The sequence below is a fragment of the Bifidobacterium pseudocatenulatum DSM 20438 = JCM 1200 = LMG 10505 genome, assembly GCF_001025215.1.
GTDB lineage: Bacteria > Actinomycetota > Actinomycetes > Actinomycetales > Bifidobacteriaceae > Bifidobacterium > Bifidobacterium pseudocatenulatum.
Window position 1 is genome coordinate 1,753,342 of sequence record NZ_AP012330.1, and the last position, 14,048, is coordinate 1,767,389.

General features: G+C 58.4%; 6 protein-coding genes. All 6 read left to right on the plus strand.

The window, feature by feature from the left end; all coding sequences use genetic code 11:
* Positions 1-404: 404 nt before the first annotated feature.
* Complete coding sequence (locus BBPC_RS07260; protein ID WP_004221354.1) at positions 405-1,832, plus strand: serine/threonine-protein kinase; 1,428 nt, start codon at positions 405-407, stop codon at positions 1,830-1,832.
* A 105-nt stretch (positions 1,833-1,937) separates the two neighbouring features.
* On the plus strand, positions 1,938-7,973 hold the full coding sequence (locus BBPC_RS07265) for an Ig-like domain-containing protein (protein WP_033524358.1): 6,036 nt from the start codon (positions 1,938-1,940) through the stop codon (positions 7,971-7,973).
* Between the two features lie 60 nt (positions 7,974-8,033).
* Positions 8,034-9,371, plus strand: a complete 1,338-nt coding sequence (locus BBPC_RS07270) for an AAA family ATPase (RefSeq protein WP_004221352.1) — start codon at positions 8,034-8,036, stop codon at positions 9,369-9,371.
* Positions 9,372-9,460: 89 nt separating this feature from the next.
* Positions 9,461-10,681 (plus strand): DUF58 domain-containing protein, encoded by a 1,221-nt coding sequence (locus BBPC_RS07275; protein ID WP_033524357.1) that lies wholly within the window; start codon positions 9,461-9,463, stop codon positions 10,679-10,681.
* The gene (locus BBPC_RS07280; RefSeq protein ID WP_004221349.1) at positions 10,678-13,161 is read left to right on the plus strand and encodes a DUF3488 and transglutaminase-like domain-containing protein; all 2,484 of its coding nucleotides are present in this window, start codon (positions 10,678-10,680) and stop codon (positions 13,159-13,161) included. Before BBPC_RS07275 ends, BBPC_RS07280 begins: the two co-directional genes overlap by 4 nt.
* Positions 13,158-14,033 carry a PP2C family protein-serine/threonine phosphatase gene (locus BBPC_RS07285; RefSeq protein WP_004221347.1) on the plus strand — a complete coding sequence of 292 codons (876 nt, stop codon included), beginning with the start codon at positions 13,158-13,160 and terminating at the stop codon, positions 14,031-14,033. Before BBPC_RS07280 ends, BBPC_RS07285 begins: the two co-directional genes overlap by 4 nt.
* The last annotated feature ends 15 nt before the right edge of the window (positions 14,034-14,048 follow it).

Sequence of the window (14,048 nt, forward strand, 5' to 3'; positions counted from 1 at the left end):
CAACACTACTAGTCTCGCCCTCCTTTACCTGACAAATCCGGAACCTGCAAAGTTGTCTCGAAGCCAACCTTTATCCAACACGATCTGCGGTGCAACCACTCCTTCGTGGCATCTGCAGCAACGCCGACAACACATCAATGGTCATTTCCATTTGAGCCAGATGCCCGTCATCCAGCAACTGAATGTATGTACCCTCATCGTCGCCACGAAGGCCGTCTCTTAAGGTTCGCACGTTCTTTCTATCACTACGACTTCTATTATTCAGCCACAACATGTCTCAGATGCCCGTCTTTGTATATGGACATTTTGACCCCTTGCTGATAGGTTTCTGGGTTGGTCTTCAGTTAGGATAGGATCCAGAGAGAGCGGCCGAAAAGCATACGCACCACGAGGAAAGAGAGCATATGGAAGCCATGAACGGCATTCCCCCTCAAATCCCTGGGTATACATTCGCCCAAAAGTTGGGTTCAGGTTCCGAAGCGAACGTGTATTTGTACCAGCAGCTTTCCCCCAGCCGACAAGTGGCCATCAAGGTCAGCAAGGGAACGCTCGATCCGCGCGCGGCGTCGCGGTTCCGTTCCGAAGCGAACTTCATGGGCAGGATCTCCTCGCATCCCTACATTCTTTCGGTGTACGAAAGCGGCATCACCGCCACAGGCAACGGCTACACCGTATTCGAATACGCTCCGGGAGGCAATTACAAGACCTTCCTGGAATCCAACAGGCTCAACGCAGACCAGATGCTCACCGTCGGCATCAATCTGGCGAGCGCCCTTTCCACAGCGCACCGCGAAGGCATCATCCACCGCGACATCAAGCCCAGCAATATTCTCATCAACACGCATGGCATGCCCATGCTTGCCGATTTCGGCATCGCGGGAACGATTTACGGGCGTCCCGGCATCGGCTACACCATCGCGTGGGCTCCGCCGGAAGTGCTTGCGAAGAACGGCGGAGGCAACGAATCCTCCGATATTTATTCGCTGGGGGCGACGCTGTTCGCCATGCTGACGGGCCAGTCGCCATATGAATACGGCTATTCCGCGGCCCTCGGCTCGACCAGGGGCAAAGAACGCGGTGCTCTGCTGAGAAACATCATTCTCACCGATCCGCTCCCTAAGCTCAATAGGCCGGATATTCCCCCGCAAGTGGAGCGGATTTTACGCAAGGCGTTGAATAAAGCGCCGGAAGACCGGTATTATTCCGCATATGATTTCGCGCGTGACATGCAGCGTGCGCAGCAGGAATTGTATGGCCATGCCACGCCGACCACGGTCGAAGGCGAACCGCCGTTCCCGCAAAATCTGTACGCACAGTCCCAGGCGAACATTCAGGTTTCACCGACCGTCCCAAAGCAGCGCAGCACTTGGGCCAAGCCTCTTGCGATCGTTGTTTCGGCGGTCGCCGCGATTGCAGCCGTCGAACTGGCGTTCGCGTATGTGATCTTGCCGAATATGGATTCGGCTTCCGACAATAGCAGCGTGCAGATCAAGACTCCGGGAACGCACGATCAGGACAACGATTCGCCTGATTCGGCCATCACCACAAGTAGCGTGCCCAGTGTCGAGAATCTGGCCGGCTCATATTCCGCCGATGGCAGCAGCGTGCAGTTCACATGGGTGAACCCCGACCCTCAGGACGGCGATTCGTACGCATGGTCGCTGGTAGGCGATGCAGGAGTAGACCCGAACGCCCAAGGAACCACCACCACCGACACGCGCATCAGCATCAAACCCGCCGACGGCTCGCAGACCTGCATCCAGGTGAGCCTCATCCGAGCGGACCGGCAGATGTCGCAGAATCCTGCGATCGCGTGCGCGGCCAAACCATAAGCATCACAGCACTTCCCAACAGGGTCGGCCGACGGCATTATTCCATCGCAGGCGATGTCCGGAACGAACACAACGACCATCGGAACACTCAAGGAAGAACCGAAAATGGACAAACGCAAGAACGCAGCCGATCAGCCGGCACAATCGCACGAACGTCAATTGCGCTTCGGATCGATGATGCGCAAACTGCTGTTGCCGTCGGGAAGCAGACGGTGGATCACGCCGATCGTCATGCTGCTTCTGCTGCTGGGTATCATCGCAGGCGCGTTCATCGTCAGTTCGGTGACGCAACGGCATGTGCAACTTGACGACGGCACCGTGTGGATCACGTCGCTGAAGGACCGCAAAGCCGCACGATTCAATGCGAAGAACAAGGATGTGGACGCCGGAGTCTCATCCGCAGCCTCCCGTTTCGACGTGGCACAGCATGATGGCGACACAGTGATCTCCGAAGGCACCAAAGCCAGCAATATCGCGGCTTCCACCATTAGCGAAACCGGCAACACCGCCATCAAAACGGATATCGAAACCATTATCGGAGGCAATACCGCAGCGTTCATCAACACCAAAACCGGCAATGTGTGGGTGGGATCCGCTGCCGATGTGAAATCCGTCAACCCCACCACCGACAAGCCGAACATGAAACTGGGATCCGGCGGAAAAATCGCGGTGACGCATGACGGAACCGTATACGGATACCGAACTTCCGATGGCGCGGTGCTGAGCATCAAAGGGCCGCAAGACACGCGCGAGCAAGTTGGCACGATAGGAGGCGCACCGCATGCCGAATCGTTCACCGTCATCGGCGAAACCCCGGTCGTGGCGGCAAAAGGCACCGTGTATTGGCCGCAGGGAAGCGCAGCCATCAATCTGCAGGGCAGCATGACCTTGCAGGCCCCTTCCACGGACGGCAAACAGAACGGATGGGTGGCCGTGGCGACACCACGCGGGCTCGCAACGGTGAACCTCAGCACCAAGAAAACCTCTGAAACACCGAATTCCGGCAAGGGCGAGGCCGCCCAACCGGTGTCCACAGGCGGATGCGTGTTCGCCGCATGGGCGCAGAAAGCCAACAATTACGCCAAAGTGTGCTCCGTAGACGGTTCGGATACGGCATTCGACACCCTGACCAACATCAACGCCACTTCGGAACTGATATTCCGCACCAACCATCGTCTGGTCATACTCAACGACGTGGTCAACGGCAACGTTTGGAATCCGCAGGAATCCACCAAGGTCATCAAAATCCAATGGAACAAGGTGGAAACCAAACAGTCGAAGCAACAGGAACAGAACAACGACAGCGCCAACAACCAGCATAATTTCAGCAAGACCTGCTCGTCGCAATCCGGCCAGATCAAAGCCGAAGATGATTCGTTCGGCGCGAGAACAGGATCGCAGCAGATCCTCGACGTGCTCCGCAACGACGAACAGACCGACTGCTCCGTACTGCGCATCACCTCGGTAAGCGCCCCCGACGGCGCCAACATCAGCGTTTCCCCCGTATACGACGGACGATATCTGCAGCTCGACGCTTCCGCGGCATCCGAAGGATCCGTATCGTTCAGCTATGAAATCTCCGACGGACGCGGGCAAACCTCCAACGCCAACGTAAGCCTCACACTGGTAGGCGGGGACGACAACGCGCCCCAGCAAACCGATACGCCACCGGAAATCGACGTGGAACAAGGAGCGGCCTACACCACCAACGCGCTGGGCAGCTTCTCCGATCCCGACGGCGACCCGCTCACCCTCGTATCCGCAACCCCGCAAAACACCGACCAGGTGACCGTTTCCACACGCGCCGACGGGCAGCTCGTGTTCAACGCGGGATCCATGTCTTCCGGACGCGCCGGCATCGAAGTGACCGTTTCCGACGGCCAGCAGACCGGCACCGGCATGGTGTATTTCTCAGTGAAACCGGCCAACACGCTGGCCGCGGTGATCGATCCGGCCGTCAAGCAGACCACGCCAGACACCCGCACCACCATCGCGCTCAAACAATACGTGCATGGCACCTCGGCCGAACCCGCGCAGCTGACCGCCGTGGAAACCCCATCCGGCGCATCCACCACCATGAACGCCACCGATATGTCGTTCACCTTCAGCGCATCCAACCCCGGCACCTACTACGTGCCCTACACCATCACACAAGGATCCATCCCCTCGACCGGCCTGGCCCGCATCGAAGTGCAGGCGGTGACCGGAGACTCCGCCAAGCCCATCGCAGCCAACGACGTGGCACTGCTCGGCGCCGACAACACCGCAATCGTGGAACCACTGTCTAACGACGTCGACCCGATGGGTGGTGTGCTATCCGTGACCAGCGTGACCGCCGATGCGGCGAGCGGCATCAAAACCGGCGTCGTAAGCAACAAGCGCGTCTACATCACCGCACGACAGGTACCGACCGAGCCCGTGCAGATCAAATACAGCGTCGCCAACGCGGCAGGCACGTCAACCGGCGTGATCGTACTGCAGCCACCGGCACTGACCACCTCCAACTCCGTGCCGAAAGCCGACAACATCACCACGCAGGTACGCACTGACGGCATCGTCTCCATCGACGTGCTCGACCACGTGACCTACTCCGACGGCACCACGGTAAGCCTGCAAAACGACCTGCAATACGACAAAAACACGTTCAAAGGACTCGTATTCGTATCAGGCAACACCGTACGATACCAAGCATCCGACCAAACCGGATCCTTCCCCGTAACGTACACCGTCAAAGACAATCTCGGCAACGCGGCATCCGCCACAATCACCATCAACGTGCATCAAAAAGACGCTTCCAACAAGGCTGCGCCAACACCATCCGACGTCGAGGCGCAAGTCGCGGCCGGCCAAAAAGTCCAGATCCCGATCACCTTGACCGGCATCGACGCCGACGGCGACGACGTGCAGCTGCTCGGTCTCGGCAACAAGGCGCCGACACTCGGACGCATCAGCGAAGTCGGCGCCACCTACCTGGTATACGAAGCCTATGCCGACTCCACAGGAACGGACACCTTCTCATACGCCGTCGAAGACTGGACCGGCCAACGATCCCAAGCGCAAATCCGCGTAGGCGTATTCACATCCGGCACCGACTCGGGCGTATACGCGCGCGACGACGAAATCACATTGCGCCCCAACACCGCAGCAACCGTGCCCGTGGCGCAAAACGACATCTCCGGAGACAACACCGACCTGGCCGTCAGCGAAAACGTCGAATCGCAAGACATCAGCAATGTGACCGTGGCGGACAATGCGCTCGCCTTCACCACTCCTCAGCAGGCGGGCACCTATTACGTGGTGTATACGGTCAAAGACAAGGCAGGATTGTCCGACACCGCGACATTGACGGTGAACGTGGACGACAACGCCACCATCGAACCGCCGACAGCATACGACTACCGTGTGCCATCTTCCGCGACGATCGATAAGAAATCCATCGACGTGGACGTTTCGCAATGGATCGCGAATCCTTCCGGCAGCGCCGACGAACTGCAGGTGGCCGTGGATGATTCCGCCACCGACCATGCGCATGTCAAGGGCGGTGACAAGTCCACGACCATTAGCGTGGAATTGACGGACGAGGCACGAGCCGTGCCGTACACCGTGACCAACACGACATACAACATCACGTCCACTGCGTTCATCCAAGTGCCCGCGTACGGCGTGTTCCCGCCGACCCTTCGACCGAAGGCGCCGGCATTGAAGGTGAACGCACGCGAGACGATCACCATCAATATCGCCGATTATGTGCGCGTGGGCGCAGGCAAGATCGCGTATGTGGACGGCGCCGATTCGGTGAGCGCCACGAAGGCCGCGGACGGCGACCTGTATGTGAACGACCAGACGTTGAAGTTCACCGCATCAAAGGATTATTCCGGTCCAGCGTCCATCACCTTCACCGCGGTGGATGGCAAACGCGACAAGAACGATAATGTGAAAATCATCAATTCGGCGGTGTTGACGTTGCCGATCACCGTGATCGGACGTGACATGCCCGCGCCGACGTTCTCCTCGTCCACCATTGACGTGGTCGCAGGAGAAAGCGCCACCACCATCGATCTGACCGCGTTGACCCATTCGGCGTCCGACCTGTATGACGATGAGAAGCAGTACACGTATTCGGGTGGCACCGATTCCGACCAGGTGAGCGCCAAGGTGAGTTCGAACGGCAAGCTGACCGTGTCCGCCGACAAGACCGCTTCGCCGGGAACAACGGTGAGCGTGCCGATTTCGATTCAATATTCGAAGGGCACGGTGAGTGCGGGCGTCACGGTTCGTGTGACGGCCTCCAACAGGCCTTTGGCACGCATCAACGCGAAAACCGTGAAGGTCAAGGCAGGATCCAGTGAGGAAGTGAACCTGCTGTCCGATGCGTATAATCCGTTCCCCGATTCCGCATTGACCGTGACCGGATGCACGTCCGATGGCGCGTCGAAGCTGACCGTGGACTGCCCGTCCAACGGTGTGGTGTCGATCAGCGCCTCGTCCGATATCGGCGCGAGCACCAACAAGGTGATCGTCAACGTGCGCGATGCCACCAATACGAAGGAACGTGAGGTGACGGGCACCATCAACGTTTTGGTGATGGACAAGCCGGATGCGCCGCTGCTCTCCCCCATCGCCGGAGACCCGCAGGATGGCGCGGTGAATCTGAGTTGGACGGCCGGCTCTTCGAACGGCAGTCCGATCAGCGAATACAAGGTGTCGTGGGGCGGCGACGGTTCCGGCGAGAAATCGTGCGGATCCGTGACCTCCTGCCAAATCACCGGCTTGAAGAACGGCAAGACGTACTCGTTCAAGGTGCAGGCCAAGAATGAGGTCGGCTGGTCGAAGGAGTCGAATGGCGTGGAAGGCACGCCTGACAAGCTTCCGGACGCGCCGACCGATGTGAAGGCCGAAGCTAGCAAGAACACCATCACTGTCACATGGAAGGCTTTGGAGGGTAATTTCTCCGCCGTCGACAAGTATCAGGTGACGTTGAGCGGTCCGAATGTGGCGAATCCGGCCCAGGAAGTCACTGGCACCAGCATCACGTTCAAATTCGACGACAATGCGATCACCGACGGCGCATCCTATACCGCCACGGTCAAGGCGCATAACAAAGTGAACTGGAGCCAGCCCTCCACGGCATCCAATGCCGTTTCGCCTTGGGGTACGCCTGACAATCCGACTATTTCCGCCGATCAATCAGGCGACAAGATCGTGGTGAGAGGACGGATCAATGACGCACGTAACTCGAAATACCAGTCGATTACGGTAAGCATCGAGGGCGAAGACAAATCCGTGGAGACAAGCGCCAAGGATTATTCCGTCGAATTCGACATTAAGAACGAGTGGTACTACAGAAAACTTAAGCCGACGATTACCGTGGTTACGGAACGCAGTGGCTCATTGCGCAACGAAGCGTCCGTTTCGACTTTCACAGCAGTCGATCCTCCAACCAATGTGAAGCTGGAACTCAACAACAACACATGTGTGGCGACCTGGTCCAGAAAAGGTGGACGCGTCACAGGTTTCGTTGTAAAGGCCAAGGGTTATTACGATGATGATGTTCATGAGAGCAGAGCCGAATGGCCGCTTTCCGGTGATTGGAGCACCTGCGATACGGTAAGCGTGCAACAGTACTTCATCGACACCTCACATCTCAGCGACCCAGCAATCGCTACCGATAATACCGTCGGCAACAAAAAGCCAGCGGAAATCACACTGCCATCCTCATTGACGTGGGATACACAGAACGCCAACATCATTCATGTCAATGGCGGTAGTTGGGAGGCCCACGGGCGAAGTGTCAAAGGCCAGATCGTCATCACTCCGGCAGGGGAAAGCTCGCATACCTACGATTGGCCAGCTAACGGCACACTGGATGTTTCCGACATCACCAGTCCTTCCGGTACCAGATGCGATTGGGAGGTTCGCGTGATCACCACTGCCGGGGAACCAGAAATCAATGCGACCAAGAAAAGCTCTGATCCCGTGACCGGAGTCCGATACGAGGAGAAAACCCCCGATCCGGAACCGGGACCAACCCCTGATAATGGAGAGACGCAATCCTCGATAGACACCAATGCTTCAGCCATCTCATTACGAACAGGGTTGGCAGGAAAACAGGCGCGAGGCATCTCATTCACCGTCAAATAAGCAAATTCAACATCACAACCAATCATCAATACGATCAATAGAAGCAACCAAGGAGTACCTATGAGCAACGAAAACGACGACGCCACCCAGCTGGGTTCCATTGGGCGCCATATGAGCAAGCCGCAACAGCCCGGCAATCCGCAGGCACGCCCCGCATTCCAAGCTCCAAGCCTGCCGACGCATCCGCAGGAACAGGACGGAGACGAAGAGGGCACGGTACTCAGCACGCATAACGCAACTCCTTCCAGGCCGACGAGGCCTACGGTTCCAATGGCGCAGCCCATGCAGGCGCAACCGACGCAATCCGCTCCAACACAACAGCCGCTACCACAATCGCAATCGGCTCCCGTAATGGCAACGCGCCAATTCCCGCAGACTACGGCACCAAGCGTCAAGCCCGCGCAGCCGGCCATGGCTTCTTCCATGATGTCCGCGCCGCAGGCCGACATCACCGAATTCCATGAACTGTTCGCCCAACTGGTCGGCAACGTCTCCCAAGTCGTGGTCGGCAAGGAACAGCCGATCCGCCAATGCGCCACCGCCATGATCGTCGGTGGCCACATTCTGCTCGAAGACAATCCGGGGACCGGCAAAACGCAGCTGGCCCGCGGCCTCGCCAACTCCATCGACATGTCGTTCAAACGTATCCAGTTCACTCCGGATCTGCTGCCGTCCGACGTGGTCGGCGTAACCTACTACGACCAGAAGAACGGCGAATTCGAATACCGCGAAGGTCCGATTTTCGCATCCATCGTGCTCGCCGACGAAATCAACCGAGCCTCGCCAAAAACGCAGTCCGCACTGCTCGAGGTCATGGAAGAGCAGAAAGTCACCGTCGACGGCGAAACCCATGCGGTACCGCAGCCGTTCATGGTCATCGCCACTCAGAACCCCATCGAACAACTCGGCACCTACAAACTGCCTGAGGCGCAGATGGACCGTTTCCTCATCAAAACAACCATCGGCTATCCGAGCCATGACGTAAGCGTGAACATCCTCAAGCAGGTCAACGTCACCGACCGTGCCTCCACCGTACATGCGGTGCTCACCGGCAACGACGTGCTGCGCATGCGCGCCATCAGCGAAACCGTGCGTCTCGACGACGCGATCATCGAATACATCGTGCGCTTGGTGGAAGCGACGCGCCACAACGAACGCATCCAAGTCGGATCGTCCATGCGAGGCGCGCTCGCACTGACCCGATGCGCCCGCGTGTGGGCCGCGTCCAGCAATCGCGGATACGTGGTGCCCGACGATGTGAAGCAACTGGCCGTCGCCGTGCTCGCACACCGCATCACGCTCACCGCGGAGGCCACATTCGCGGGATCCACCCCCGAACAGATGATCGAACAGATCCTCAATGAAGTGCCTTCACCGACCGTGGGCGCCACCGCCTGAAACGCACGGCGCAGCCAGCCGCGTACGACACGGCACACGCGAAGCGCACACCCCACACGAAACGTTCGTAAACCCCCGAAAGGTCAAGCATGCGACAATCCAAAACCATGCAGCGCAGGAGAACCATGCAACGATCCCTGCGACGCATCAAGCATCGCATCAAACGACTGGTCACCTCATACGTGTCGCCGCTCGGATGGGCCGTGACCGGACTCGCCATCGCCTCACTCATAGCGTTCACAATCCTCAGCTGGCATGAACTGCTGACCATGGCGATCGTGTTCGCATGCATGATGGTCGCCGCCATCATGCTGTCGCTCGGCAACACGTCGTTCACCGCCACCATAGACGTGTCCAGCAGGCGCGTCACCGTGTCAGACACGGTGAAAGTCGATGTGTGCGTCGACAATCCAGGGCGCACGCCAACCACATCAGCACGCGGCGACCTGCCCATCGGAGACAGCCACGAACGATTCGCCATCCCCATGCTCGCCGCCGGCCAATCACGCCAAACCACCGTGGAATTCACCGCCGTCTCCCGCGCGGTACTGCCGGTCGGTCCCCTGTCCATACGCAAAGGCGACCCATTCGGACTCGTACGACACGAAAAGAAACTTGTCGACCAAATCAACGTGTTCATCCACCCGAAAACCGTTATGCTGAACACACTCAACGCCGGAATTCCGCGAGATCTCGAAGGCCAGCCAAGCGGCGAAATCGTCGACGACGACCTCGATTTCTACGGACTGCGTGAATACGAGCCAGGCGACGACGTACGCAACGTGCACTGGCTCAGCTCCGCAAAAACAGGCGCACTGATGATCCGTCAATACGAGGCGACCCGACGCACCGACACCGCATTGACCATCAGCGTGAACCCCGACGACTATGTGAGCTCCGACGAATTCGAACTGGCGGTATCCGTCCATGCCTCCATCGGCGTGCAATGCCTGCTCCAAAACCGACCGGTGACCTCACACGCGGGAACCGAACACATCATGCCACGCAACTCCACGGAATTCCTTGACGGCTGCAGCGCCATCTCCCCCGATATCAGCGACAATCCGAATCTGGCGCAAACCACCCTCGCCCATGCCCCCGACTCATCGTTCTACTACATCACCGTCGGCAGGCTCAAAAACATCGACGAAATCAAACACATGGCGCTCGCACTCCCCCGATCCGCAACCTGCGTGGTACTGCAAACCGCCATCGGACAGCCACGCGCCATCAAACGATACGCCGATTTCACCCTGGCGACCGTAGGAAACCTAGACGATCTCCCAATGATCATGGGGGTACTGGAATGAGCACCACAGGACTTTCCACCCACAACACCAACACCGGCGACACCGGCCGCACCACCGGATTCGGCAACACCTTCACCGGAACCGGCACCGGCTCATGGGCCGACTCCACACACTCCGTCATCTGGATGTCACGAGACGGCAAATCACAGGCACTCCCCTACCTACGCCGGACACGCGCCTCGCAATACGCAAGCCTGCTCGTCGCAGCCCTACTCACCCTCGCCGCCGCCAGCAACCTCATCGACGTCTACGGATCGGCCACATCCTGGGCGCTCGCCGCCATTCCGGCCACCATCATCGGATCTCTCGTGGCGCTCGCAGGCACGGTTCCGGCACTTCGTCTCTGGTGGCAGATGCTGTTCATGGCCGTCGCCCAGCTGGTTGTCGGCCCTGTACTGTTCCTCAACGACACCACCATCGCCCATATTGTTCCGACCTTGCGCACGCTTACACAAGGCTGGATGAACATGCTCGGATCGTTCAAATTCATTCTGTCGGTCGAACCTCCTACCGGTACCGCCGATGGCTGTTTGCTGGCCGTATGGACCATCTGCCTGTGGTTCGCGCTACTGACCGGCATTTTCGCAGTGACTGAAGATGGGCGATTCACCATGATCGCCATTATTCCCGTTACCGCCAATCTTGCGATTTGCGCGCTGCTCGGCTCATCTTCCGGCTATTACCGCATGTTCGTAGGCACCATAATGGCGCTCATATTGGTGATTTGGATCAGCGCACGTTGGAAATTACTGGAATTGGGACGTTGGCTCAGTTCCGTCGTGATCGTGGTGCTTTCCGTCGCATTGGCTATTGGAGGATGCCTCGTCGTCGATCAGGACCGCACCATTCTGCGCGACCATTATGATCCGCCGCTTAGCCCGTACAATTACACCAGTCCGTTAAGCGGCATGCGCTCGTACATTACAAACAGTAAGGACGATGTGCTCCTCACCGTCGAAAACCTGCCCGCTGGATCAAGCGTGCGACTAGCGGTCATGGACCGTTTCGACGGCAACGTATGGAATCTGTCCGACTCCACCATGTCATCGGACTCCTCCAATTACCGACGTGTCGGCACCTCCATCACCAACAATGCCGAAGGCAAGAAATTCACCGCCACATTCACCGTGGACAAAGGACTCAGCGACTACTGGCTGCCCATGGCCGGAGCCGCATCCAGCGTGACATTCGACAACAGCGAAAACTCCGACTCGTTCTACTACAACAGCGACACCATGTCGGCCATCTACCCCTCACGCACCTCCGAAGGTCTCACCTACACGGAAACCGGCATCATGCCAACGGTTCCCACCGACAAACAGATCGCCAAAACAGACGCGGCCGCCATCAGCCAGCCAAAAGCCGAAGATGTGCCCGACTGCGTGGACAAACTCGCCACAGCCATCGCCGGAGGCCAATCCAAAGGCGGCGAAGCGGCCCAGGCCTTAGCCGAAAAGCTCAAAGAATCCGGTTGGTTCTCACACGGATTAAGCGGCGACTACCCGTCAACCGCAGGCCACGGCAACTACCGCATCGACCAACTGCTCGCCGGAACGGCCATGGTCGGAGACAGTGAACAATACGCCTCCGCCATGGCATTGATGGCACGCAGCCTAGGTCTTCCCAGCCGTGTGGTACTCGGATTCCTGCCAAAAGACGACGAAGGTGAAATCAGCGAAAGCCGCACCGAAGAACAAGGAACAACCACCATCACGAAATTCACCGGCAACGACGTGACCGCATGGGTGGAAATCAAACTGGACGGCTACGGTTGGGTGGCATTCTATCCAACGCCAAAGGAAACCAAAGTCCCCGACGAAAACCAGAACCTCACCCCACCGAATCCGCAAACCCTGGTACGCCAGCCCCCGGTACCACTCACCGACCCGCTACGTGACGACACCCAGGCCAAAGGCAAGTCCTCAATCGGCGGAAGCATGGCCGACGAAACCTCAGCCAACCTGTTCTGGCAGCATTTCGGCAGAATCGCAAGAAAAGTAGCCATCTACGGAAGCCCTCTATGGACGCTGCTCATCATATGCGGTCTCCTGCTCGCCATCAAAGCGATCGCACTGGCACGATCAAGAAAACACGGCAGCACGCAGCAGCGTGTGGCAGCCGGCTGGCAATCGGTCGCCGCGCTCGCACGGCAAAGCGGACTCGACATTCGAGGCACACGCAGCGAACAGGCGGTTTCGATCGCGAATCAGATGGATATTTCCCGCGAGACCTTGCTCGCTTTGGGCGCGCAAGCCGATTACGCGGCCTTCTCCGGTAATTTCGTCAACGAAGAGCATGTGCAGCAGTATTGGCGCGATATTGCACAGGAACGCAAGTACATGCTCAAGTCATTGCCGACGTTACGCCGATGGCGTGCCAAACTTTCGCTTGCCGACGTTTTCCACTTCCGCAGCAACCGCAGCGGGCGGAACAACGGCAGCGATCGGAAGCACAATCGTAAGAAAGGACGGGACTCATGATCTTCCGTAGCATCGAGGCCGGCCTGAATAGCAATGTCGGGTGCAAAAGAAAAAACAACCAAGACAACGCTCTCGCCAGCCGTGGCGTATATGTCGTATGCGATGGCATGGGCGGCGGCAAAGGCGGCGAGCGGGCCAGCGCACAGGTGGCGGCATGTTTCTCGCAGCTTGCCGAACAGCCGTCGCGCAACCGTACGTCCATCGAACATGCGTTGAGCCAATCGCAGCAACAGGTGCTCGAACTTGGCCAGGAGCTTGGCGGCATCGCCGGAACCACCATCACCGGCGTGGTGCTGCCGACTCGCGTTGAAGATAGCGTGCATGAACAAGCCATCGATGAGTACTGCTACGTCATCAATGTCGGAGATTCACGCACCTACCATATGCGCGCCGATGCGGAAGGCCATTGGATGGCGGAGTCGCTGACCCGGATCACACGTGACCATTCCGAACGGCAGAACGCCATCGACACCGGCGAAATGCTACCGGACGAGGCGAACCGATGCATACCGCGCAATATCATCACCCAATGCGTCGGCGCTCCTGACGGCATTCAGCCGGACTGGTATGCGGCGCGCTCCACGGGACGTTTCATCATCTGCTCGGATGGCCTGCACGCGCAGATCGATCGGGAACTGCTCGCCGATGTGGCAGCCTCATATGGCGATCCGCAAGTCGCCGCGGATATGCTGGTGCAGTCCGCGCTCGACGCGGGCGGCAACGACAACGTCACCGTGATTGTGCTTGATATATGCGGCAAATCATCGGATTATTCGGCAAATGACGATTGGAACGTCAGCAAAATCGACGATCACGAGGATATCGGCGATTTACAGGAAAGCACATTGCAAACGTTACGTGCCGTCCAATAATGCGCATGTTCTCGC

Excerpts from the sequence above, each read along its gene's own strand:
- BBPC_RS07285 (WP_004221347.1), top strand. The coding sequence starts at position 13,158 with ATGATCTTCCGTAGCATCGAGGCCGGCCTGAATAGCAATGTCGGGTGC.
- BBPC_RS07270 (WP_004221352.1), top strand. The coding sequence starts at position 8,034 with ATGAGCAACGAAAACGACGACGCCACCCAGCTGGGTTCCATTGGGCGC.
- BBPC_RS07265 (WP_033524358.1), top strand. The coding sequence starts at position 1,938 with ATGGACAAACGCAAGAACGCAGCCGATCAGCCGGCACAATCGCACGAA.
- BBPC_RS07275 (WP_033524357.1), top strand. The coding sequence starts at position 9,461 with ATGCGACAATCCAAAACCATGCAGCGCAGGAGAACCATGCAACGATCC.
- BBPC_RS07280 (WP_004221349.1), top strand. The coding sequence starts at position 10,678 with ATGAGCACCACAGGACTTTCCACCCACAACACCAACACCGGCGACACC.
- BBPC_RS07260 (WP_004221354.1), top strand. The coding sequence starts at position 405 with ATGGAAGCCATGAACGGCATTCCCCCTCAAATCCCTGGGTATACATTC.